Source organism: Micromonospora rosaria (assembly GCF_001567585.1).
Classification (GTDB): Bacteria; Actinomycetota; Actinomycetes; order Mycobacteriales; family Micromonosporaceae; genus Micromonospora; species Micromonospora rosaria.
Map to the genome: position 1 here is coordinate 1 of NZ_LRQV01000055.1, position 23,179 is coordinate 23,179.

Annotated in this window: 21 protein-coding genes, 1 tRNA gene, 1 pseudogene and 1 CRISPR repeat array (1 of these 24 cut by a window edge); of the genes and pseudogenes, 13 read left to right on the forward strand and 10 right to left on the reverse strand. The window is 72.0% G+C overall.

Going from position 1 to position 23,179, the window contains the following annotated elements:
* Positions 1-598 (reverse strand): hypothetical protein (locus AWW66_RS16215; RefSeq protein ID WP_067366698.1); only part of this gene is annotated, 598 nt, incomplete at its 3' end.
* A 224-nt stretch (positions 599-822) separates the two neighbouring features.
* Here AWW66_RS16215 and AWW66_RS16220 point away from each other — a divergent pair.
* The gene (locus AWW66_RS16220) at positions 823-1,440 is read left to right on the forward strand and encodes a copper resistance CopC family protein (protein WP_067366701.1); all 618 of its coding nucleotides are present in this window, start codon (positions 823-825) and stop codon (positions 1,438-1,440) included.
* A 73-nt stretch (positions 1,441-1,513) separates the two neighbouring features.
* On the opposite strand, the gene gltX is transcribed toward AWW66_RS16220, so the two are convergent.
* The 3 genes from gltX to AWW66_RS16235 form a co-directional block, all read right to left on the reverse strand.
* Entirely contained in the window at positions 1,514-2,923 is a 1,410-nt protein-coding gene (gene gltX / locus AWW66_RS16225) for a glutamate--tRNA ligase (protein ID WP_083978536.1), read from the reverse strand.
* 88 nt (positions 2,924-3,011) lie between these two features.
* Complete coding sequence (locus AWW66_RS16230; RefSeq protein ID WP_067366620.1) at positions 3,012-4,289, reverse strand: MFS transporter; 1,278 nt, start codon at positions 4,287-4,289, stop codon at positions 3,012-3,014.
* A complete protein-coding gene (locus tag AWW66_RS16235) occupies positions 4,286-5,617 on the reverse strand; it encodes a GH1 family beta-glucosidase (RefSeq protein ID WP_067366623.1) in 1,332 nt (443 codons plus the stop codon). Before AWW66_RS16235 ends, AWW66_RS16230 begins: the two co-directional genes overlap by 4 nt.
* A 192-nt stretch (positions 5,618-5,809) precedes the next feature.
* Between AWW66_RS16235 and AWW66_RS16240 the strand changes: the two genes are divergently transcribed.
* Positions 5,810-6,256: an SRPBCC family protein gene (locus tag AWW66_RS16240; RefSeq protein WP_067366626.1), complete on the forward strand. Its 447-nt coding sequence runs from the start codon at positions 5,810-5,812 to the stop codon at positions 6,254-6,256.
* A 123-nt stretch (positions 6,257-6,379) separates the two neighbouring features.
* Positions 6,380-7,081: an MBL fold metallo-hydrolase gene (locus AWW66_RS16245; RefSeq protein ID WP_211271960.1), complete on the forward strand. Its 702-nt coding sequence runs from the start codon at positions 6,380-6,382 to the stop codon at positions 7,079-7,081.
* Positions 7,082-7,286: 205 nt separating this feature from the next.
* Here AWW66_RS16245 and aceE read toward each other — a convergent pair whose 3' ends face one another.
* Positions 7,287-10,025, reverse strand: coding sequence for a pyruvate dehydrogenase (acetyl-transferring), homodimeric type (gene aceE / locus AWW66_RS16250; RefSeq protein WP_067366629.1), 2,739 nt, complete (start codon positions 10,023-10,025; stop codon positions 7,287-7,289).
* Positions 10,026-10,293: 268 nt separating this feature from the next.
* On the opposite strand from aceE, the gene AWW66_RS16255 reads away from it, so the two are divergent.
* The 6 genes from AWW66_RS16255 (at position 10,294) to AWW66_RS16280 (ending at position 15,969) form a co-directional block, all read left to right on the forward strand.
* The gene (locus AWW66_RS16255; protein WP_157527505.1) at positions 10,294-10,740 is read left to right on the forward strand and encodes a hypothetical protein; all 447 of its coding nucleotides are present in this window, start codon (positions 10,294-10,296) and stop codon (positions 10,738-10,740) included.
* A gap of 239 nt (positions 10,741-10,979) precedes the next feature.
* Positions 10,980-11,384: a secondary thiamine-phosphate synthase enzyme YjbQ gene (locus AWW66_RS16260; RefSeq protein WP_211271961.1), complete on the forward strand. Its 405-nt coding sequence runs from the start codon at positions 10,980-10,982 to the stop codon at positions 11,382-11,384.
* Between the two features lie 872 nt (positions 11,385-12,256).
* Positions 12,257-14,662 (forward strand): transketolase C-terminal domain-containing protein, encoded by a 2,406-nt coding sequence (locus AWW66_RS16265; protein ID WP_245648336.1) that lies wholly within the window; start codon positions 12,257-12,259, stop codon positions 14,660-14,662.
* A 111-nt stretch (positions 14,663-14,773) separates the two neighbouring features.
* The gene (locus AWW66_RS16270; RefSeq protein WP_067366637.1) at positions 14,774-15,211 is read left to right on the forward strand and encodes a DUF3052 domain-containing protein; all 438 of its coding nucleotides are present in this window, start codon (positions 14,774-14,776) and stop codon (positions 15,209-15,211) included.
* Between the two features lie 121 nt (positions 15,212-15,332).
* Positions 15,333-15,800, forward strand: coding sequence for a peroxiredoxin (locus AWW66_RS16275; RefSeq protein WP_067366641.1), 468 nt, complete (start codon positions 15,333-15,335; stop codon positions 15,798-15,800).
* Between the two features lie 94 nt (positions 15,801-15,894).
* A tRNA-Val gene (locus AWW66_RS16280) sits at positions 15,895-15,969 on the forward strand.
* Positions 15,970-16,024: 55 nt separating this feature from the next.
* Here the strand turns inward: AWW66_RS16280 and AWW66_RS16285 are convergent.
* A complete protein-coding gene (locus AWW66_RS16285) occupies positions 16,025-16,237 on the reverse strand; it encodes a hypothetical protein (RefSeq protein WP_083978537.1) in 213 nt (70 codons plus the stop codon).
* Between the two features lie 180 nt (positions 16,238-16,417).
* Between AWW66_RS16285 and AWW66_RS16290 the strand changes: the two genes are divergently transcribed.
* Positions 16,418-17,122 (forward strand): HEAT repeat domain-containing protein, encoded by a 705-nt coding sequence (locus tag AWW66_RS16290; protein ID WP_067366647.1) that lies wholly within the window; start codon positions 16,418-16,420, stop codon positions 17,120-17,122.
* A complete protein-coding gene (locus AWW66_RS16295; RefSeq protein ID WP_067366650.1) occupies positions 17,116-18,129 on the forward strand; it encodes a HEAT repeat domain-containing protein in 1,014 nt (337 codons plus the stop codon). The genes AWW66_RS16290 and AWW66_RS16295 overlap by 7 nt, the downstream gene beginning before the upstream one ends.
* Before the next feature lie 62 nt (positions 18,130-18,191).
* On the opposite strand, the gene AWW66_RS16300 is transcribed toward AWW66_RS16295, so the two are convergent.
* The 4 genes and pseudogenes from AWW66_RS16300 to AWW66_RS35365 form a co-directional block, all read right to left on the reverse strand.
* The gene (locus AWW66_RS16300; RefSeq protein ID WP_067366653.1) at positions 18,192-18,701 is read right to left on the reverse strand and encodes an O-acetyl-ADP-ribose deacetylase; all 510 of its coding nucleotides are present in this window, start codon (positions 18,699-18,701) and stop codon (positions 18,192-18,194) included.
* Positions 18,702-18,799: 98 nt separating this feature from the next.
* A complete protein-coding gene (locus AWW66_RS35360; RefSeq protein ID WP_083978538.1) occupies positions 18,800-19,510 on the reverse strand; it encodes a hypothetical protein in 711 nt (236 codons plus the stop codon).
* Positions 19,511-19,853: 343 nt separating this feature from the next.
* Positions 19,854-20,138: pseudogene (locus tag AWW66_RS36440) on the reverse strand (helix-turn-helix domain-containing protein); the annotation flags it as partial.
* Positions 20,029-20,307, reverse strand: coding sequence for a hypothetical protein (locus AWW66_RS35365; RefSeq protein WP_067366656.1), 279 nt, complete (start codon positions 20,305-20,307; stop codon positions 20,029-20,031). The gene AWW66_RS35365 and the pseudogene AWW66_RS36440, both read right to left, overlap by 110 nt.
* Positions 20,308-20,513: 206 nt before the next feature.
* Between AWW66_RS35365 and AWW66_RS16315 the strand changes: the two genes are divergently transcribed.
* Positions 20,514-21,728, forward strand: coding sequence for a helix-turn-helix domain-containing protein (locus tag AWW66_RS16315; protein WP_083978543.1), 1,215 nt, complete (start codon positions 20,514-20,516; stop codon positions 21,726-21,728).
* A 429-nt stretch (positions 21,729-22,157) separates the two neighbouring features.
* Positions 22,158-22,679 carry a GNAT family N-acetyltransferase gene (locus AWW66_RS16320; RefSeq protein WP_083978539.1) on the forward strand — a complete coding sequence of 174 codons (522 nt, stop codon included), beginning with the start codon at positions 22,158-22,160 and terminating at the stop codon, positions 22,677-22,679.
* 404 nt (positions 22,680-23,083) lie between these two features.
* A CRISPR array of direct repeats spans positions 23,084-23,179; the repeat unit is 29 nt; unit sequence GGGATCACCCCCGCGTGCGCGGGGAAGAG; it runs 299 nt beyond the window's last position.

Consider the following 23,179-nt stretch of genomic DNA (forward strand, 5'->3'; position numbering starts at 1 on the left):
TCACCACCACCGCGACGTTGAGCAGCAGCAGCCGTTGCAGCTCGCCCATCGTCTCGTCGATGCTCTTGCGCGGGTCGAGCGAGTCGTCGGGGATGACCCGCTCACCGCCGCCGACCCCGCCGCTGAGGGTGTCGAGTTGCCGCTCCAGCGGGACGCCCGCGATGCGCAGCGTCTCGGACATGTTCAGCCGGCCCAGGAACCAGCCGGCGGAGACCTTGCGGTCACCCGGCTGCTTGGCCGGCCGGTAGACCCGGGGACCACCGGCGGCCTTCGGGTACAGGTCGTAGGTCTGCTTCGGCTCGTCGCCGGCGAGCACCACGACGGTGTACTTCGGACCCAGGTCGGCGGCCTTCGGGCCCTTGCTCTGGCCGATGCGGCCGAGCCAGTTGACCTGGTCGATGACGGCGGTGACGTGGGCCGGCTGCGCGCCGGCGCGCAGTTGCAGCGGCTCGGCCAGACCCTCGCCGGTGATGTCCACCCCGGCCGGTGGTGGCTTCGGCGCGGCTGCCCGCGCCGTGCCGGCGGCGCCCAGGGACAGCGCCCCGGCCACCAGTACTCCGGCCAGCACCCGCGACAGTCGCCTCGTCTTCTCGCCCATCGGCCGCCCCCTCCGCCCCGTCGATCGATGGCTGTGCTGCTGCAGGTTACGCGTGTGGTCGTGGACGGACGTGACCGTGCCACCGGCCGGTGTCCACCTCAAGGGTTGCAGAACGGCGCCCGATTGCAGCTTTTGGCACAGTAATTGGAACTATCTGCGATCGCGACTCGACCAATGACCAGCCGTTTGATCAGCGGGCGGATCTTACCTTTGCGGAGGTGTTCATGGGGGGCAGGGTGGTACGCGTGGCGCGGGCCTCGTTGGCCGTTCTCGGTGCGGTGCTCGGCGTGACCCTGCTGCTGCCGGCGTCACCGGCCGCGGCGCACAACTCGTTCACCGGCAGCAACCCGCGCGACGGGGCCCGGGTGGCGAAGGCGCCCGAGTCCGTCGAGCTGCGCTTCCTGGCGAAGCTGCCGGAGAATACGATGAAGATCACAATCACCGGTCCGGACGAGGCCTCCGCCGTCGGCGGTAAGCCGGAGTTCGCCGGCAGTCGGGTCCGGGTGCCCTTCACCCCCGGCCCGGCCGGGGAGTACACGGTGGCCTACGAGCTCCCCTCGGCCGACGGGCACCTGATGAAGGGGAAGGTCACCTTCACCCTCACCACCGGAGCCCCGGTGGAGCCCACCGCCGAGCCCACCCCCTCGGCGGAGCCCTCACCCAGCCCCGAACCGGCGGTACCCTCCGCCGAGCCGAGCACCGCGCAGCCGGCGGCGAGCCCGGTGCCGGCGGCGGAGAGCAGCACCGACGACGGCCGGCCCTGGCTCTGGGGACTCGGGGGCCTGGCCCTGGTGGGAGCCCTCGCCGCCGGCCTGCTGCTGCGCCGCCGCGCCACCCGCTGACGACCGGACCCCGGATCCGCGACGCCCCGGCCCGCAGCAGCGGGCCGGGGCGGGTCGGGTGGGGAATGCCGGGTCAGGGCAGCCGGACGCGGGCCGCGCGCAGCCGGGTCAGGGTCCGCTCCCGACCGAGCACCTCCAGCGACTCGAACAACGGCAACCCGACGGTACGGCCGGTGACCGCGACCCGCACCGGCGCCTGCGCCTTGCCCAGCTTCAGGCCCCGCTGCGCGCCGACCGCCTCCAGCGTCGACTTGAGCGTCTCCGCGTCCCAGGTGGCCTGCGCCTCGAAAGCGGTGATCGCGGCGTCCAGCAGCTCGCCGGCGCCCTCCTTCATCGCCTTCGCCCAGGCGCCCTCGTCGATCAGCGGGTCGGCGAGGAAGAGGAAGTCGACGTTGGGCACGATCTCGCTGAGCACCGCGATCCGGGTCTGGGCCAGCGGCGCGACGGCGTCGAACGCCGCCGGGTCGAACTCCTCGGGCTGCCACGGCGGCGGGGGGATGGTGTCGGTGCCGGTCAGCCACGGCTGGCAGGCGGCGACGAACCCGTCCACCGGCAGCGCCCGGATGTACTCCCCGTTGAAGGCGCGCAGCTTCTTCTCGTCGAAGAAGGCGGGGGAGGGATTCACCTCCGCCAGCCGGAACTCCTCCTCGATCACCGACCAGGGCACGATCTCCCGGTCCCCGGAGGGCGCCCAGCCCAACAGCATCAGGTAGTTGCGCATCGCGTCGGCGAGGTACCCCTCGTCCCTGTACGCCTCCAGCGCGACCTTGTCCCGGCGCTTGGACAGCTTCTGCCGCTTCTCGTTGACCACCACCGGCACGTGCGCCCAGACCGGCGGCTTCACGCCCAGGGCGTCCCAGAGCAACTGCTGCTTGGGGGTGTTCGGCAGGTGCTCCTCGGCCCGGATCACGTGGGTGATCCCCATGCTCATGTCGTCGACCACGTTGGCCAGCAGGAAGACCGGCGAGCCGTCGCCCCGGGCGATGACGAAGTCCTCGATCAGCTTGTTCTCGAAGGTCGGCTCGCCCCGGATCAGGTCGACCACGACCGTCGCGCCCTCGTCCGGGCTGCGGAAGCGCAGCGCCCGCCCCGGCGCCGGCTCCAGCCCTCGGTCCCGGCAGTACCCGTCGTACCCGGAGTACTGGGACCCGCTGCGCGCCTGCACCGCCTCCCGGGTGCAGTCGCAGTAGTACGCCCGGCCGCCCTCGTACAGCCGCTGCGCGGCGGCCCGGTGCTCGCCCGCGTACGACGACTGGAAGTACGGGCCCTCGTAGCTGCCCCGCTCGATGCCGATCCAGTCCAGCGCGGACAGGATGCCCTCGGTCCACTCGGGCTTGTTGCGGGCCGCGTCGGTGTCCTCGATCCGCAGCACGAACACCCCGCCCTGCTGCCTGGCGTAGATCCAGTTCTGGAGCGCGGAGCGGGCGCCGCCGACGTGGAACATACCGGTCGGGGAGGGGGCGAAGCGTACACGTACCGTCACGCCCCCCAGCCTACGACCGCCCGCCGTAGGTTTAAGGAGGGGCCCCTTATTAACAGACGTCTGTTAATAAGGGGCCCCTCCTTACACCTCAGGGCACGGAGCGGATCTTCAGGACGAGGACGCTGCCGAGGAGGGTGACCACGGCGGTGACCGCGTACAGGGTGGGGTAGCCGCCCAGGTGCACGACGATCGGCGCGGAGAGCGCCGGGCCGAGGACCTGCGGGGCGCTGTTGGCGATGTTGATGACGCCGAGGTCCTTCGCCCGGTCGGTGGCCCGGGGGAGCACCTGCGTGATCAGGGCGGCGTCCACCGACAGGTACACCCCGTAGCCGGTGCCGAGCACCAGCGCCGCGACCAGCGCCGCCGGCCAGGTCGGTACGGCGGCGAGCAGCAGCGCCGCCCCGGCCATCACCACCCCGGCGACGATCACGTAGATCCGGCGCTTGCCGGAGCGGTCGGAGAGCCGGCCGGCGACCACGGCGGTGAGCATCAGCCCGGCGGTGTAGAGCAGGATCAGGATCAGCAGCGCGCCCTCCGGGTCGGCGTGGCGCACCTTGTCGGTGAGGAAGTACAGCAGGTACAGGGTGGCCAGGGCGTTGCCCACCTGCACCAGGAACCGGGTGAGCCAGGCCCAGGCGAAGTCGGGGTGCCGGCGCGGGTCGATCCACATCGAGGCGAGCAGGGCCCGCAGCCGCAGCGGCGGCCGGTGCCGGCGGGGCAACGGGTCGTCGGCGGTGAGCAGCGCGAACGGCAGCGCCAGCACCAGCACCGCCACCGCGACGGCCAGGTACCCGGCGGCGTTGCCCCGGATCAGGGCGGTGACCAGCACCGCCCCGGCGACCAGGCCGAGCGCCTGCGGGATGCCCACCCAGCCGGCCACCCCGCCGCGCTGGGCGACCGGCACCCGGTCCGGAATGGCCGCGGTGAGGCTGGCCAGCATCGCGTTGAAGCAGACCTGCGCCGCGACCCAGCCGAGCGCCACCCCGACGATGGTGTGCTGCCGGGCGAGCAGCACCAGGGCGAGCGCGCCGAGCACCGCGCCGCCGGCGGTCCAGACGTGCCGGCGGCCGAACTCCCGCCCGCCCAGCCGCAGGCAGGTCCGGTCCGACCAGGCCCCGGCGAGCGGGTTGGCCAGCACCGCGGCGAGCGCGCCCAGCCCGGTGACCACGGCGAGCATGGCCTCCTTGTCGCCGGGCGCGATCCGCTCCACCTGCTGCGGCAGGAGCACCTGGATGGGGGTGAGGAAGGCCATCCAGACGCCCAGGTTCGCCGCGAAGATCAGCGCGATCCAGCCGCGCCGGACCGGCACGGTCGGCTCGGCCAGCGCCGCCGGCAGGGACGCCGGTGTCGGGTCGACGGTGGTCACGGCCGGTCGGCCGCGATCAGGTCCCGGAACCAGGCGTACGAGGACTTGGGTGTGCGGGCCTGGGTGTCGTAGTCGACGTGCACCAGGCCGAAGCGCTTGTCGAAGCCCTCCGCCCACTCCCAGTTGTCCAGCAGCGACCAGACGAAGTACCCGGTGATGTCCACCCCGGCGTCGAGCGCCGCCCGGACCGCGCGCAGGTGCCCGTCGAGGTACGCGATCCGCTCCGGGTCGTGCACCCGCCCGTCGGCGTCGGGCTCGTCGTCGTACGCGCAGCCGCTCTCGGTGACCTGGACCGGCGGCAGCGCGTCGCCGTACTCGGCGTGCAGCCAGGTCAGCACGGTACGCAGCCCGTCCGGGACCACCGGCCAGTCGCAGGCGGTGCGGGGGTACCCGGTCAGGTCGACGATCTCGAACGGCAGCGGGGCGTCCGGCGGCGCGGCCCGGATGCCGGTCGGGTTGTAGTAGTTGACGCCGAGCAGGTCGAGCGGGGCGGCGATCACGTCCAGGTCGCCGTCGCGCAGCACCGGGGACTCGAAGCCGGGCGGGTACCCCCGGCCGAACAGCGGGTCGGTGAAGAGCCGGTTGTGCAGCGCGTGGTACGCCCGCTGGGCGGCCCGGTCGGCGGCGGTGTCGCCGGCCGGCACGACCGGGGAGTAGTGGTTGGTGATGGCCACCGGGCCGGCGCCCCGGGCGCGCAGCGCGGCGACCGCCAGGCCGTGCCCGAGCAGTTGGTGGTGGGCGACCGGGAGGGCGTCCATCAGCAGGGCGTGGCCCGGGGCGTGCTCGCCGGTGCCGTAGCCCAGGCTCATGTGGATGAACGGCTCGTTGAAGGTGATCCAGAGTTTGACCCGGTCCCCGAGGCGGGCCGCGACCAGGTCGGCGTACTCGGCGAAGCGCTCGGCGGTGTCCCGGTTCAGCCAGCCGCCCGCGTCCTCCAGCGGCTGCGGGAGGTCCCAGTGGTACAGGGTGGCGACCGGGTCGATCCCGGCGGCGAGCAGGTCGTCCACCAGCCGCTCGTAGAAGTCGAGGCCGGCGGGGTTGGCCGCGCCGGTGCCGCCGGGCCGGACCCGGGGCCAGGCGACGGAGAACCGGTACGCCGAGACGCCCAGGTCGGCGAGGAGCGTGACGTCCTCGCGGTGCCGGTGGTAGTGGTCGCAGGCGACGTCCCCGCTGCTGCCGTCGGCGATCCGGCCCGGGGTACGGGCGAAGGTGTCCCAGATGGACGGACCCCGCCCGTCGGCGCTCGCGCCCCCCTCGATCTGGTACGCGGACGTGGCGACGCCCCAACGGAATCCGGCGGGGAACGCGGGCATCGGCGCGGTCGTCATGCACCCTCCCAGGACGCGAGCGAGAACGTGAATGGTGCTCGCACTCTAGGGCTCCGGGGCGGGATGCGCCATAGGTGGTCAACGATCCGCGCGCAAGGGTTTTCGGCGTGTCTTTTCCGAACACGTCCCGATGAGTCCGTTTTGATGCCTAGAGTGACGAATATCGCGGATGTCCTCAATGGGGGAATAGAAATGATCCTCGTGGAACGCAGTGCGCACGTGGCGGCGCCGGTGGAAGCGGTCTGGGACGTCGTACAGCGGGCCGAGCAGTTGCCGGCCTGGCTGGCGGGGGTCCGAGCGGCCGAGGTCCTCTCGGGGGAGGGCTTCGGCCGCCGACAACTGGTCCAGGCCGGGCGCGGTGCGGCGCACGAGGCGGAGGTGATCGCCTACCAGGAGCCGACCCTCATCGGGTGGCGGGAACGGGCCAAGGGCGCCGGTGCCCGCGCCGAGGCGCGCACGGAGATCTACGTGCAGCTCACCGCCGACGAGGAGCAGGGCGGCACCGTCGTCCGGCTGATCGTCGTGCGCTGGCCGGCCGGTCCGGTCAAGGCGGCCCTGCTCCGGCTCGGGCTGCGTCGGGTCGGCGCCGACCTGGAGGACTCGTTGGCCCGGCTGACCGACCTGGCCGCCGTCGGCTGACCGGGTCCGTATCCCGGGCGTCACCCGCGAAGGGCGGTGGCCCCGGCGTCCCCGCCAGGGACGTCCGGGCCACCGCCTGCTGTCGTGGTCGCCCCGCCCGCCGTGCGCTCCTACGCTGTCCCGGTGACCACCGAACGGCTCCACGCCCGGCTGCACCGGATTCCTCTCGGCTCCTTCCAGGCGTACCTCTGGTGCGACGACGACGGGGCGACCCTGGTCGACACCGGCCCGGCCGGCTCCGGGCCGGCCATCGAGGCGGCCCTGCGCGGCCTCGGCCTCACCCCCGGTGACCTGCGCCGGGTGGTGCTCACCCACTGCCACGAGGACCATGCCGGCTCCGCCGCCGAGGTCGCCGCCTGGGGTGACGTCGAGGTGGTGGCGCACGCCGCGGACGCGCCGGTGCTGCGGGGCGAGCGCCCCGCCCCGCCGCCCGCGTTCACCCCGTTCGAGCGGGAACTGCACGCCCGGTTCGCCGCCGGGCTGCCCCCGGCCCCACCGGTGCGGGTCGACCGCGAGGTGGTCGACGGCGACCGGCTGGACTTCGGCGGCGGCGCGGAGGTGGTCGGCACCCCGGGGCACACCGACGGCAGCCTCGCCCTGCACCTGCCCCGGCACCGGGTGCTCTTCACCGGCGACATCGCCGCCGAGTACAACGGTGAGGTGATCTTCGGGCTCTTCCACGTCGACCGGGAGCAGGCGGCGGCGTCGTTGCGCCGGCTCGCCGACCTCGACGTCGACCTGGCCTGCTTCGGCCACGGCACCCCGGCCCGCACCGCCGCCACCGCCCGCCTCCGCACCGCCGCCACCCACCTCCCCCCGCCCTGAGACCCGCCCGCCCCCGCCGCCCGTCCCCGCCCCGCCCCCCGCCCGTCCCGTCCCGTTGATCATGGACTTAGCGGCACAGTTGATCGCCCTCACCCCCGCCAACTCCATGATCAACGGGGCGGTGGGGGTGGGGCGGGGGAGGTGGGGGAACGGGTGGGGCCCGACGCGGAAGCGTCGGGCCCCTGGTGGTACCGGTGGGGGTGGGTCAGCTGTCGCCGCCGGTCTCGCCGACCGGGGCCGCGCTGACGTCGTCGATCGCGTACTTCTTGGCCGCCTCGGCGGGGACGGTGGCCGGCACCGCGCCGCGCAGCGCGAGCTGGCGCAGCGTCGCGACGGCGACCGACTCGGCGTCGACGTGGAAGTGCCGGCGCAGGGCGTGCCGGGTGTCGGAGAGCCCGAACCCGTCGGTGCCCAGCGAGGTGTAGTCCCCGGGTACCCAGCGGGCGATCAGGTCCGGTACCGCCCGCATCCAGTCGCTGACCGCGACCTTCGGCCCCTCGGCGTCAGCCAGCTTCTGCTGGATGTACGGCACCTTCGCCTCGCTGCCCAGGTTGAGCAGGTTGTGCTCCTCGCACTGCACCGCGTCGCGGCGCAGCTCCGTCCAGGAGGTCACCGACCAAACGTCGGCGGCCACCCCCCAGTCCTGGGCGAGCAGCTCCTGGGCCTTGAGGGCCCACTGCATGCCGGTGCCGGAGGCCAGGATCTGCGCCTTCGGGCCGTCCACGTTCGGGGCCGGAGAGTACCGGTAGATCCCCTTGAGCAGACCCTCCACGTCCACGCCCTCGGGCTCGGCCGGCTGGTGGATCGGCTCGTTGTAGATGGTGAGGTAGTAGAAGATGTTCTCCGGGTCCTCGCCGTACATCCGGTGCAGACCGTTCTCCACGATGTGCGCCAGCTCGTAGGCGAACGCCGCGTCGTAGGAGACCACGGCCGGGTTGGTGGCGGCCAGCAGCAGCGAGTGGCCGTCCTCGTGCTGGAGACCCTCACCGTTGAGCGTGGTCCGGCCGGCGGTGGCGCCGAGCACGAAGCCCCGGGCCATCTGGTCGGCCGCCGCCCAGAACCCGTCGCCGGTGCGCTGGAACCCGAACATCGAGTAGAAGATGTACATCGGGATCATCGGCTCGCCGTGGGTGGCGTACGCCGTGCCGGCGGCGGTGAACGAGGCCACCGAGCCCGCCTCGTTGATCCCCTCGTGCAGGATCTGCCCGGCGGTCGACTCCTTGTACGACAGGAACAGCTCCCGGTCGACGGAGGTGTACTGCTGGCCGTGCGGGGAGTAGATCTTCTGCGTCGGGAAGAGCGAGTCCATCCCGAAGGTACGAGCCTCGTCCGGGATGATCGGCACCCAGCGCTTGCCGAACTCCTTGTCCTTCATGATGTCCTTGAGCAGCCGGACGAAGGCCATCGTGGTGGCGACCTTCTGCTTGCCCGAGCCGCGCTTGACGTCGGAGAAGCGCTCGGAGCCGGGGATCTTCAGCGCCCTGCTGCCGGTCCTGCGGGAGGGGAGGTACCCGCCGAGCTGCTGACGCCGCTCCTTGAGGTACGCCAGCTCGTCGGACTTCTCACCGAGCTGCAGGTACGGCGGGAGGTACGGGTTCTCCTCCAGCGTCGCGTCCGGGATGTCCAGGTACAGCCGGTCGCGGAAGGTCTTCAGGTCCTCCAGCGTCAGCTTCTTCATCTGGTGCGTGGCGTTGCGGCCCTCGAAGTGCGAGCCGAGCGTCCAGCCCTTGATCGTCTTGGCCAGGATCACCGTCGGCTGCCCGGTGTGCTCCATCGCCGCCTTGTAGGCCGCGTAGAGCTTGCGGTAGTCGTGGCCGCCCCGCTTCAGGTTCCAGATCTCGTCGTCGGTGAGCCCCTCGACCATCTTGCGGGTCCGCTGGTCGCGGCCGAAGAAGTGCTCCCGGACGTACGCGCCGGACTCCGCCTTGTACGTCTGGTAGTCGCCGTCGAGCGTGGTGTTCATCAGGTTCACCAGCGCGCCGTCGGTGTCCGCCGCGAGCAGCGGGTCCCACTCCCGGCCCCAGACCACCTTGATGACGTTCCAGCCGGCGCCCCGGAAGAACGCCTCCAGCTCCTGCATGACCTTGCCGTTGCCGCGCACCGGCCCGTCGAGGCGCTGGAGGTTGCAGTTGATCACGAAGGTGAGGTTGTCCAGCTCCTCGCGGGCGGCCACGCCGATCGCGCCGAGCGACTCGACCTCGTCCATCTCACCGTCACCGAGGAACGCCCAGACGTGCTGGTCGGAGGTGTCCTTGATGCCCCGGTGGTGCAGGTACCGGTTGAACCGGGCCTGGTAGATCGCGTTCAGCGGGCCGAGGCCCATGGAGACCGTGGGGAACTCCCAGAAGTCCGGCATCAGCCGGGGGTGCGGGTACGACGGCAGCCCACCACCCGGGTGCGACACCTCCTGGCGGAACCCGTCGAGCTGGTGCTCGGTCAGCCGCCCCTCCAGGAACGCCCGCGCGTACATGCCGGGCGAGGCGTGACCCTGGTAGAAGATGTGGTCACCGCCGCCGGGATGCTCCTTGCCGCGGAAGAAGTGGTTGAAGCCCACCTCGTACAGCGACGCCGAGCTGGCGAAGGTCGAGATGTGCCCGCCGACCCCGATCTCCGGACGCTGCGCGCGGTGCACCAGCATCGCGGCGTTCCACCGGACGTACGCCCGGATCCGCCGCTCGACGTGCTCGTCGCCGGGGAACCACGGCTCGCTCTCCGGAGCGATCGTGTTGATGTAGTCGGTGGTGGTCAGCGACGGCACCCCGACCTGGCGCTCACGGGCCCGCTCAAGGAGGCGGAGCATGACGTACCGGGCGCGTTTGGTTCCGCGCTCGTCGATGACACCGTCGAGCGACTCGACCCATTCGCCGGTCTCTTCAGGGTCGATGTCCGGAAGCTGGCTCGGCAGACCAGCGGTGATCACCGGGCGCTTGCGTTCCGTAGCCACAGGCGTTCCCTCGGTTGTGTGTGGGACAGGTCTCTGTCGCCATCCTGCCCTTTGGTGGCACCCCTCGTCACCTCTGCGGCCCACAGACGCGACACTCGACACAGGTACTCACTGGTAACTTCCTGGCAACACGACGTTTTTCGGCCCTTCCGCCCGGTGCTGCGGATGCGCCGACGACCGGTTGTGATCACTCTGGGTGACCCCTCCGGCCCCCTCCTGGCGCGCGGGCGCGACGGCCGGCTTGCCCGGGTGGCCTACCGTGCCGGACATGACGATACGGCGGGCCGTGGCGAGCGTCCTGACGCTGGTCGGTGGGCTCATTCTGCTGTTGGCGGTGCTCGCGGCGATCGGCGGTGACCTGCGGGTGGCCCCGTTCGGCCTGCTCGGGCTGCTGTTGTTGGCCGTGGGCCTGAAACTGCTTCTCGACAACGGTGACAACCACGTCCCGTACGGCTACGCGCACACCCTGCCGGCCCAGCCCGGCGCCTACTTCGCACCGACCCCGGACCAGCACGCCGGACACGGCTGGTCGGACGACCACGGTCGACCGGGTCAGAGCGGGTCGGGCGACGGCGGTTCCGCTGGATCGGATCCCGCCGGGTCGACCTGGTCCGGCTCCGGCGGTTCGTCGGGCTGGTCCGGCGACAGCGGGTCCGGCTGGTCCGGCGGCGGCTCGTCGGGAGACTCGGGCGGCGGCGGGGGCGGCGGCTGGTGACCAGTACCCGTTGACCACCGCCATTTCCCACCCCACCCACCCCGCCCTACCCTTCCCACCCCGCCCTTCCCGCGATTGATCTTGCAGTTGCGGCCCCCGGAAAGGGCCTCATGCGGCACATGTCGGGGCAGCAAGTGCAAGATCGCGGCGCGGGGTGGCGCAGGGTGGCGCGGGGCGGCACTTCGGTCGGGGCGGGCGGTGGCGGGCGGGGCGTCGGCGACTGGGGCAGAATGCGGCGTATGCGCAGCGAGGTGGTCACCGTACAGACCGGTTCCCGGCCCACCGTCCGGGACATCACCAGGGAGGCCGAGAGCTTCGTCGCCGGGCAGGGCGACGGGCTACTGCACGTCTTCGTGCCCCACGCGACGGCCGGGCTGGCGATCATCGAGACCGGTGCCGGCTCCGACGACGACCTGCTCACCGCGCTCGACGACATCCTGCCGACCGACGACCGCTGGCGGCACCGGCACGGCTCGCGCGGGCACGGCCGCGACCACGTCCTGCCCGCCTTCGTCCCGCCGTACGCGACGGTGCCGGTCCTCGACGGGCGGCTCGCCCTGGGTACCTGGCAGTCGATCTGCCTGGTCGACACCAACGGCGACAACCCGACCCGAAAGGTCCGCTTCTCCTTCCTGCCCGGCTGACCGGCCCGGCCGCCCGACCCGGAGGCGGCTGGCCGGCGCGCGGTTGCTCGGTCGGCCGGCGGCGGTGAATCCGGTTTCGGACTCTGCCGAATCAGCCGGTCCGGGTGGCCGTCCCGGTAGGCGGCGTCGTCCGCCCCTGCGGATGCTCCCCTGACCTCGCCATCGGTGCCCGGCGGTGGCGACGGTCGTCGATGCCCGTCGGGGTGGGGTGCCGCCGGTCCGGGGGCGCGGAGATATCCGCCGGCGAGTGTCTGAGTGGGCGGACCCGGCCGGATTCGGTAATGCTGTCCGACGTGACCACCCCGCAAGATCTCGACGAGCGGTTCCGGGAGGCGCTGGCCGCGCTGGCCGCCCCGCCGCAGCGACGTGACCTGGGCGATCCCGTCCCCGAGACGGCCAACCCGGCCGCCGACCGGGCGGAACCGGCACCGACCGACGCCCGGGTGGGAGCCATGCCGACCGATACCCGTGCGGCGGCCCCGCCGGCCGGCGATCATGGGGCCACCGCGCCGGCCGACGGCCCTGAGGTGATCCCGCCAGCCGACGCCCGTGGGGCCATCGTGCCTGCCAACGCCCGTGAGACGGCTCCGCCTGCCAACGCCCGTGAGACGGCTCCGCCGGCCGATACCCGTGCGGCGGAGTCGCCGGTCGATGCGCGTGAGGCGGCACCGCCGTCCGAGGCGCGGCCGGCGACCGCGCCGTCCGTCGGCCCGGTGGAGGGCGGGTCGACCGTCGTGCCGCCGGGTGCCCCGTCGACCGTCGACCCTGGCGCGTCGGGGTCGGCCGGTGGCCGGGCTGGTCCGGCGGCGACGGTCGGCGGGGCGGGGCCGACCGGTGACGGGACCGCTCCGGCGGCGACGGCCGGGGCGGGGCTGACCGGTGCGCAGGCGCTCGACCTCTTCGACGCGCAGATCGTCAGCCGGCAGTTGGACCTCGCCGGCCGGTGGCTGCGCAGCTTCGGCGAAGGCTTCTACACGGTCGGGTCGGCCGGCCACGAGGGCAACGCCGCGGTGGCCGCCGCGCTGCGCCCCACCGACCCCGCGCTGCTGCACTACCGCTCCGGGGCGTTCTACTGCGTGCGCGCCGCCCAGGTCGGCACCGGCCCGGCGGCCGGGGAGGACGGGCCCGGCGGCCCGCCCGGGGCCGCCGCCACCGGGCACACCGGCAGCGGCGGTACCCCTGAGGAGGCCGCTGCCGGGCGCACCGAGGCGGGCGTACCCGGGGAGGGGCCGACGCCCGACGGGGCCGGGCCCGCAGACCGGCGCGCGGGCGGGGCGCAGCCGGGGGAGGGGGACGCCCCGGCGGCGACGGGCGCGGGGGCCGGCTACCTCGACGCGGCGCGGGACGTGCTGCGGGGGATGGTCGCCTCCGCCCGCGAACCGATCGCCGGTGGCCGGCACAAGGTGTTCGGGCGGGCCGACCTCAGCGTGGTGCCGACGACCGCCACGATCGCCTCCCACCTGCCCCGCGCCGTCGGGCTGGGGCTGGCCCTGGAACGGCTGCGCCGGCTCGACGGCACCACCACCGGGGACGGCGCGGGCACCGGACCGGCGGGTGGGTCGTGGCCGCCGGACGCGATCGTGGTCTGCTCGTTCGGCGACGCCTCGGTCAACCACGCCACCGCCACCGCCGCGTTCAACACCGCCGGCTGGTGCGACCACACCGGGCTGCGGGTGCCGGTGCTTTTCGTCTGCGAGGACAACGGGCTGGGCATCAGCGTCCGTTCCCCGCAGGGCTGGGTGGAGCAGACGCTGCGCTCCCGGCCCGGCCTGCGGTACTTCGCCGCCGACGGGGGCGACCTGGTCGGGACGTACCGGGTGGCGGCGGAGGCGGCGGCCTGGGTACGCCGGCACCGACGCCCTGCCGTGCTGCACCTGAGCACGGTACGGCTGATGGGGCACGCCGGCGCGGACACCGAGGCGGCGTACCGCAGCGCGGCGGAGATCGCCGCGGACGCCGAGCGGGACCCGGTGCTCGCCACCGCCCGGATGCTGGTGTCGGCGGGCTTCGTCACCGGCGAGGACCTGCTGGCCCGGTACGACGAGGTGGGCTGGCAGGTGCGCCGGCTGGCCGAGGAGGTGATCGGCGAGCCGAAGCTCGACGAGCCGGCCGAGGTCGTCGCTCCGCTCGCCCCGCGCCGCCCGGCCCGGGTCTCCCGGCTGGTGGCCGACGCGGCGGCGCGGGCCGCCGGGCCCGGTGCCGCCGCCCGCGCGGAGGCGTTCGGCGGGAAGCCGCCGGAACTGGCCGGGCCGCTCACCCTCGCGCAGAGCATCAACGCCGCGCTGACCGACGCCATGCTGGACCACCCGCAGATGGCGGTCTTCGGCGAGGACGTCGCCGCCAAGGGCGGGCTGTACGGGGTGACGAAGGGGTTGCGGGACCGGTTCGGCCCGGCCCGGGTCTTCGACACGCTGCTCGACGAGACATCCGTGCTCGGGCTCGGGCTCGGTGCCGGGCTGGCCGGGATGCTGCCGGTGCCGGAGATCCAGTACCTGGCGTACCTGCACAACGCCGAGGACCAGTTGCGCGGCGAGGCGGCCACCCTCCAGTTCTTCTCGCAGGGGGCGTTCCGCAACCCGATGGTGGTCCGGGTGGCGGGGCTGGCGTACCAGGAGGGGCTGGGCGGGCACTTCCGCAACGACAACGCGGTGGCCGTGCTGCGGGACGTGCCGGGCCTGGTGGTCGCGGTGCCGGCCCGGCCGGACGACGCCGCGCCGATGCTGCGTACCTGCCTGGCCAGCGCGACGGTGGACGGCACGGTCTGCGTCTTCCTGGAGCCGATCGCGCTGTACCACACCCGCGACCTCTACACCGACGGCGACGGGGAGTGGCTCGGCGAGTACGCCGAACCCGGTGCGTGGCCGGCCGGGCACGCACCGATCGGGCGGGCCCGGGTGTACGGGGTGGGCTCCGCCGAGGACGTCACCATCGTGACGTTCGGTAACGGGGTGCGGATGTCGCTGCGGGCGGCGTCGACGCTGGCCGACGAGGGGATTGGGACCCGGGTGGTGGACCTGCGCTGGCTGGCCCCGCTGCCCGTGGCGGATCTCATCCGGGAGGCGTCGGCGACCGGCCGGGTGCTGGTCGTGGACGAGACGCGGCGTACCGGCGGGGTCGGCGAGGGGGTGCTCGCCGCGCTGGTGGATGCCGGATATGTGGGTGCCGCACGCAGAGTGGCAGCAATTGACTCTTTTGTACCATTAGGCCCGGCGGCGCGTCGGGTGCTGGTCTCCGAAGATGCCATTACCCAGGGTGCCCGTACCCTGCTGGCGCGGTAAATTCCGTTCCACCCGGTGCGCCACTTGCGCGCGGCGGCACAAGTGTGTGGACTTGCCCTGACGGCGTCATGACACGATGCCGGTCAGCACGAGATGAGGAGGCACGCGACAGTGAGCGCGACCGCAGGTCAGGCCGCCGACGGGGTACGCAGCCTGGCGGACCGGTTCGGTATCGAGCCGGGGATGGTCGTCATGGAGATCGGGTACGACGAGGACGTCGACCACGACCTCCGTGACGCCCTTGCCGACCGCTGTGGAGAGCTGGTCGACGAGGACACCGACGAGGTGGTCGACGCGGTACTGGTCTGGTACCGCGACGGCGACGGTGATCTCTTCGAACTCCTCGTCGACGCCCTCGGCCCGTTGGCCGACAACGGTGTCGTGTGGCTGCTGACGCCCAAGGCCGGGCGGGACGGGCACGTCGAGCCGAGCGAGGTCGCCGAGTCCGCGCAGACCGCCGGCCTCCAGCAGACCTCCACCATCAACGCCGGCGTGGACTGGAGCGGGGCCCGCCTGGTCCTGCGCCGGGGCAGCAAGAGCAAGAAGTGACGGTGTCCGCTCCGGTCGGCGGTGAGCCAGCCGGGGCGGCGCCATGGCCCGGTGGACGGGACGAGCCGCCGTCACCCACGTGTGGCAGGCTGGTGCCACCGTGACTACCCAAGGAGCTCGCATGCCGATCGAGGTTGGTGCCGAGGCGCCGGACTTCGTGCTCAAGGACCAGAACAACCAGGAGGTCCGGCTCTCGGACTACCGGGGCAAGCGCACCGTCCTGCTGGTCTTCTACCCCCTCGCCTTCACCGGCATCTGCTCCGGCGAGCTGTGCGAGGTGCGGGACAACCTCAACCAGTACGTCAACGACGACGTCCAGGTGCTCACCGTCAGCGTCGACTCGGTCTACGCGCACAAGGTGTGGGCCGACAAGGAGGGGTACCAGTTCCCGCTGCTGGCCGACTTCTGGCCGCACGGCGCGACGGCCCAGGCGTACGGGGTGTTCAACGACATCGCCGGGATCGCCAACCGGGGCACCTTCGTGATCGACAAGGCCGGCGTGGTCCGGTTCGCCGAGATGAACCTGCCCGGCGAGGCCCGGGACCAGGAGTCCTGGCGCAAGGCCCTGGCGGAGACCGCCGCCGCCTGACGCTCCGACGGGCGATCCACGATTGATCCCGTTCGACCGGGCCGGTGGCCGGCAGGTAAGCTGACCAGCCACCGGCCCGCCGCACGGGCGTACCGGGCGCGTAGCTCAGTGGGAGAGCACTCGCCTTACAAGCGAGGGGTCGCAGGTTCGAAACCTGCCGCGCCCACCACCTTTACCACCGGCACCGGGACGTGTGTTCGTCGTTCGGTTGAGTCGGCGGGAACCTACTCCTTCTCAGCCTGCTGGCGCAGTCGCCGGAGTTGGAGCAGCAGGTTCAAGACGATGATCGTCGTCAGTAGGGGCAGAAGATCCGTCAGCCACGCCAGCTTCCGCCACTCGCCAGGCTCGAAGAGGAGCGTCATGGTGAAGGCGAGGGCGATGACGATCCCCGAGATCTGCACGGTCGACACCACGAGGTGACGGATCGTTCGCCGCATCCAGAACCCCTCATGCCGTACCCGACGTGATGGTTGTCGATTATGTCGACTCGCCGCTCGGGCGGCATGCCATGTGATGGTGTATGAGGCGGTTGGTGGTACTTATCGGTTTCGGGGGTGCGGCGTCTGGGCCGGGGGTTGACCTTGACACTGTGACAAGGTCTTCACTGGTGGTCGGAGGTGGTTCCCATCGACACGGCACACAGGCAACCACAGGACAACCGACTGCTCGACGCACTGGCCGCCCGGGACTCGTCGACGCGGCTGAAGGCGGCCCTGGCGATCGGTACACGGCCCGAGCCCGGCTTCGTGGACGCGCTGGTGGCCCGGTGCGCGGTCGAGCCGAACTTCTTCGTGCGCGACATGCTCACGTGGGCGCTGACCCGCCTCCCGGCGGAGGTCACCGTCCCGAGGCTGCGCACGGAACTCGGGTCCGCCCGTACCCAGGCTCGGAGCCAGGCGTTGCACACCCTGTCGAAGATCGGGGACCGGAGCGCGTGGTCCGCGATCACCCGGTCGCTGCTGCACGACCCCGACGACGAGGTCGCGCGGACCGCGTGGCGTACCGCCGTCGTGCTGGTGCCCGACGGGGAGCGGGCGGCGCTGGCCGCCGAGTTGGCCACGCAGTTCGGCCGGGGTGACCGGGAGGTACGGCTGAGCCTGAGCCGCGCCCTGGTCGCGCTCGGCGAGGTGGTCGAGCCGGTCCTGCGGACGGCGGCGACCCACCACGACGCGACGGTCCGGGCGCACGCGCAGGCCACGGAGCGGCTGCTGCACGACCCGGAGGCCGGGTTCGACCTCGCCGTCGACGAGGCGATCAGGGTCGTCGCGCTCGGCCCGGACCGGAAGGGGCCGTCGGACGGGGAGGAGACGACTGCGTGCTGATCGGTGAGGTGGCCCGCCGCTCGGGGGTGAGCGCCCGGATGCTCCGGCACTACGACACGCTGGGGCTGGTCCGGCCGACCGGCCGCACCGTAGGCGGCTACCGGGAGTACACCGCCGAGGACCTCCGGAGGATCTTCCACGTGGAGGGTTTGCGGTCGCTGGGGCTGTCGCTGCGCCAGATCGCCCGCGCTCTCGACGATCCCGGGTTCACCCCGTCCGCGCTGGTCGGCGACCTCATCCGCAGGACCGAGGAACGACTGACCCGGGAGCAGGAACTCCTCGACCGGCTCCGGACCGTCGACGCGGCCGGGCCCGCCGGCTGGCCGGACGTCGCGCGGATCGTCGAACTCCTGCACGGGCTGAACTCGCCGAGCGCCGCGCGGCGACAGCAGGCCGTCCTGGCCCCGGCCGATTCGCTGTCGGTACCCACCGATCTGCTGGCCGGGGCGGTCCTCGCCGAATCCGATCCGCACGTCGCGGGGGCCCTGCGCTGGGCCCTCGCGCGGGCCGGCGGTGACGGGGTGGCGACCCTGGCGGCCGGCCTGGCCTCCGACGACGTGGACGTCCGGCGGCGCGTGGTGCTGGCGCTCGCCGAGCTGCCCGACGACGAGGCGACCGCGCTGCTCACGGACGCGCTCGACGACCCGGACCCGGCGATCCGGCGGCGGGCCGCCCTCGCGCTGGGCGCGCGGGGCGTGACCGCCGCCGTGCCGACGCTCGTCGCCATGGTGGTCGAGGGCGCGAACGACGTCGAGGCCGCCGAGCTGCTGGCCACGCTGGCGCGGGACACGTCGTGGGCAGACCGGATCATGGGTACGCTCGCCGCCGAACTCGCCGCCCACCCCGGAGATCTCACGGTACGGATGCGACTGACCCAGGCGCTCGCCGAGATGCCGGGGACCGTCGCGCTCGATCTCCTGCGGCACCTGTCCCACGACGACGACCGTCGGATAGCCCTCTTCGCCTCGGCCCTCGTGACGGCGCTCGAAGACCGTCCGCCCGGTTAGGAAGGGGCCCTTCTACTACAGAATGCTTTAACAGGGGGCCCTTCCTTACACCTCAGCACACCTCAGCCGGGGGCGGCGAGGGCGGTGCGCAGCAGGGTGTACGTGGCATCGTCGAAGGCGACCAGCCGGATCCGCTCGACGGCGGTGGGCGTGGCCCGCAGGGTGGTGACCGCGATCGTCGCGGCCTGCTCCGGCGGGTACCCGTACACGCCGGTGGAGATGGCCGGGAAGGCGACACTGTTCGCCCCGATCCCGTCGGCCACCGCCAGGCTGCGCCGGTAGCAGGAGGCCAGCGTCTCGGCCTCGCCGTCGCCGCCGCCCGCCCAGATCGGGCCGACGGTGTGGATGACGTGCCGGACCGGTGGGTGCAGGTCGAACGCGGGCGTGGCGACCGCGTCGCCCGGCAGGCACGGCGCGAGCGCGGCACCGGCCTGCGCCAGGCGCGGCCCCGCCGCCCGGTGGATCGCACCGTCCACCCCACCACCGCCCATCAGCGACTCGTTCGCCGCGGTGACGATGGCGTCGACGTTCTCCTGGGTGATGTCACCCTGCACCACTTCGATCTCGGGCATGTGCTGATCATGTCAGCCGGAGACCACCGACGCAGGTCAGGGGAGCGCCGCGAGCAGGCCGGACGGCGATCCACAGCGTCAGACGGCGATCCGCAGCGTCAGACGGCGATCCGTAGTGCCTCGGCGAGGCGGACGATCCCGGGGTGGGGTTTCCCGCAGCGGCGGAGCAGGGTGCGGATGGTCTCCCGGGCGGCGGGGCGGCTGCGGACCTCGGCGGGCGCGGCCCGGTCCGCGAGCAGCAGCGCGCGGCCCGCCTCCGGCAGGTCGTTCAGGCGTACGCAGCCGTGTGTCACGTCGAGCAGGTGGGCGGCTCGGGGTTCCGGGGGTAGCCGGTGGAACGCCGTCGAGTCGAGCGCGCTGCGGTGCCGGGTGACGGCGGTGGTGTGCTGGTCGAGGTCGAGCGCGGTGACGACCCGGGCCAGTGCGACCAGGGTCGGCCCGAAGCTCGTGCCGTGGTCGTGCCGGTCGTCGCCGACCAGGGTGGCGACCTCGTCGGCCTGGTCGAGCAGGTCGGCGACGCCGACAGGGTCGCCTCGGCCGGCGGCGCCGCGTGCCGCCTGGAGGAGCAGATTGCCGTACCCGGTGAGGTGGGTGGGTGGGGCGGTGAGGGGGTCGGGTGGGGTGAGCCGGTGGGCGACGGTGAGCGCGACCTCCACGGTGTGCCGGTGGCGGCCCAGGGTGTGCAGGACGCGGGTGAGGTGCCCGGTGGCCGCCAGGGTGAGCGCGTCGTCGTCGGCGTCCCGGCAGACCGTCATCGCGCGGTCGGCGGCGAGCCAGGCCAGGCCGGGATCGCCCAGCTTGCGCAGCACTGCCGAGGTGAGCTGGTAGCCCTGTGCGAGCAGGTGGCAGGCCTGCGGGTCGTCGGGGTGGGCCGCCCGGCGGCGGTGGCCGTCGCGCAGCAGGCGGGGGCAGTGTGCCGAGCAGGGTGCGGTAGTCGGCGTGTTGGAGCGCCAACCAGGCGTGGCCGACGCCGCGCCGCGGCTCGGCGGGGGCCGGTTCCGCGCCGTCGCGCGGGGCCAGCGTCGCGTCGTACGCGAACAGGGCCGCCCGGAGGGTGTCCAGGTCCCGGCCGCCGACCGGGCCGACCGGGACGGTGGTCGGGCCGGCCGCCGCCGTCTCGGCGTTGGTGTCGGTGTCGACGAGGACGTCGACGTCGACCCGGAGGGTGCGGGCGATCTCCCGGAGGTTGGAGAGTGTGTCCAGCCGGCGGGTACCCCGCTCCACCTTGTCGACCCAGCTCTTCGACTTGCCGAGGGCGTCGGCGAAGGCCTGCTGGGACATTCCGCGCTGGTTGCGCCAGTACGCCAGCCGCCGGCCGCCGGGCAGCTCAGCCACGGCACCGGTAGCCGCGCCGCTGGCCGTACGTGAGCAGGGGAGCGCGCCGCTGGGCGAGCGGGACGAGCCGGGTCGGCCCGTCGTACCACCGGTGCCGCCCACCCTCGGGCGTACCGCGCTGCCGCTCGGCCTCATCAAGGATGCGCCGCTGCGCCGCCCGAAACTCCGCCTCCTGACCAGCCCGTCCGGCGTCGACCACTCGTGGGGTGGACCGCTGTTTCCACCAGCCCCGGATCATTGTCCACATCGACAGACCAACCTCTTCATCCATGCTGTGTCCGCGTCGTTCCGAATCCCCGTGCGCCTCGACGGCAAGATCCCCTTCACAAATCGGAGATCGTCTTCGAGTTCGCCATCGGGCGGCACCTATGCAGGTCCACCTCAGTTGGCGGCTACACGTGTAGCGTCATCCAAACGGCGACGAGCCGACAGGTGTTGGCCGTGGGCATACAAGCCAGGAAACGAACTGAGGCGACCATGGAGAAGTTTGGCGACATCCTCAGGCGACACCGGACAGCCCGGCGACTGTCTCTTCGGCAACTCGGCGCTCTCGTTAACTTCAACTTCACCCACATATCGCAGGTCGAGTGTGGGACGAAGAGACCGTCAGCGCAGTTCGCCGAGGTCTGCGACCGGGCCTTGCACGCCAACGGTGCCCTGATGACCGCGTACGAAAGCCAGGTAGGTGATCAAGACATGCGTAGAAGGACCGTGTTGTGGTCGATGAGCACCCTCGCCGCCGTATCGGCCGCTGGCCCCTCCGAGCGGCTGGAAGCCCTACGCCAGATGCTGAACGAGGCGGCGAGGGTCGGACACGACGAGTGGGAACAGATTGTCGCGGACTACGGACTGGGCTTCTATCGCCTCCCCCGCGAGGTTCTGATGGATCATCTTCGTTCCGACTTGGCTGTCCTGCACGGCCTGCTCGCGGCGTCGACCGAGCCGGTACGGTCGCGGCTGTTGCAGGCAGCAGCGCGGCTGTCGGTCATCGTCGCCCTCGAATCAACTGCCGCCGGACAGGCGATGCTCACCCGTAGATGGTGGTCGACAGCGCATCGCCTTGCCGACGAGTCTCGAGACTCGGAGACGATGGTTCTCACCCGAGCCTGGGAGACAGTAAATGGCTGCTACGACGGCCGGCTGCCGGGGCAGGTGGTCGCTATTTCCGACCAGGTGATGCCATTGGTCGCCGGCGAGCCTACGGCTGCCACCTGCGGTCTTCTCAGCGGTCGGGCGCAGGCTTTCTCGCTGGCCGGTCGGCACACCGAGGCGGTTGCGCTGATGCAGCAGGTTAGTGATCTTACTGAGCGACTACCCGACATGGTCATCGCGGATGCCGAATCTCTGTGGGGATGGCCGGAGCACCGGCTACGGCATGCGCAGTCCTGGATCTACAGCTATGCCGGCGACCTGACACGTGCGGATGAGGCGCAGAACCGCGCCGCCCAGCTCTATCCGGGTTCTCAACGTCGTCTCCGGGCGCAGGTCGAACTGCACCGAGCGGCCTGCCTGATCCGTACCGGGCACATTACCGACGGGCTTCACATGGCCACCTCGACCTTGGACGGCCTGCCCACGGAGCACCATAACGAATTGGTGCGGCAGGTGGCCCGTTTCGTCATCAAGGCGGTGCCCGTGGCCGAGCGTAAGCGCCCCATCTTTGACGAGCTGTCCCAACGGCTCCATGCCTGATCGGTGACTGAGGTCCAGCGACTTAAGCAGGCAACTGGTGTTAGGGCCAGCGTCGATGGTCGGTGGTCGTGGCCGCGCTCCAGGCCGTTTGGCAGGGCTCGGCCTGCGGGTCCTGCACATGCTCCAAAACGGCTGGCCTGTTAGGACACCGCGCAGGCGTGAAGGGCGTCGAATCAGTGCATTGCACCCCTGGTGCGCCGGGCAGATCTTCCGAGCAGATAGACCTTGGAAGATTTCGGCCCCCCTGGGGGCCGTTTCACTCCAAGATTCCTCAGTGTGGGCCTCGTGAGCTGGCAGCCCTTAGGGCATAAGGGTACAAGATGGTCTGCCTGCCGGTCGGATCTGGTTCGGCTACAAGCAACATGCTGGTAGCTGCTGCCTCGGCGGCTGCTGCATGCCACGCAGCAGATCCCCCTAGCATTGGCGAGCATGAGCGTTCTCTACACCAGGCATGACGGGAGCACTGCCACTGCCCACTTTCCAAGGCTGGCCGAACTGTACGCGAGGGTGTACGCCGAACCGCCGTACGAGGAAGGGCCGGAGCAGGTAAGCCGGTTTGCCGCCGGGCTGTCGGACGAGGCACGACGGCCCGGTTTCACGCTGATCAGTGCGGAGCAGAACGGGGTGCTGATTGGTGCGGCGTACGGCCTGCGGATGGCCGCCGGCCGGTGGTGGTCGAGCGCCGACCAGGACCCTCCGGCCCACATCCTCGGCGCGGACAAACTCGCCGTGATGGAGTGGATGGTCGTGCCGGGCGAACAGGGGCGAGGAGTGGGGGCCGGGCTGATGACACGACTCCTCGCTGGCCGCCCCGAGCCTTGGGCCACCCTCGCCGCAGACCCCCGCGCGCCGGCTAGGGAGATCTATGCCCGCGCCGGTTGGCAGCAGGTGGCGAGGATCGCCGCGCCGTGGGGGCCGTCGATGGACGTCCTCGTCCGCGTACTTGGCTGAATGCCAGGGGTGCTGACCCTTCTTTATGTGAGCATCAACAAAGTACCCCTGCGTGCGAACGGAGCGATTCCTCTTGGCGACGCGGATCAGGGGATTTGATCATCGCCGCGCGCCCTGCGGAGAACAGCCGTTCGGCGGCGACGAGGACGGCAGCTACTGCGGATTACCCCCGCGTGTGCGGAGAAGAGACGATCAACGAGGGCGCCCCGTCGCAGCAGGAGGGATCACCCCCGCGTACGCGGGGAAGAGTGCACCTACTGGGCGGGCGTCGCGACCGGCGAGGGATCATCCCCGCGTACGCGGGGAAGAGGTCCGGCTGCTCGTCGAAGGCCCTATACGCTGCGGATCACCCCCGGCGTACGCGGGGAAGAGCACCCCGACCGGGCGTTGAGCCGCTTCGGGGCGGGATCACCCCCGCGTGCGCGGGGAAGAGGCTCGGGATTCTGTTTCTTCACTCGCTTTTTCCGGATCACCCCCGCGTGCGCGGGGAAGAGTTGTCG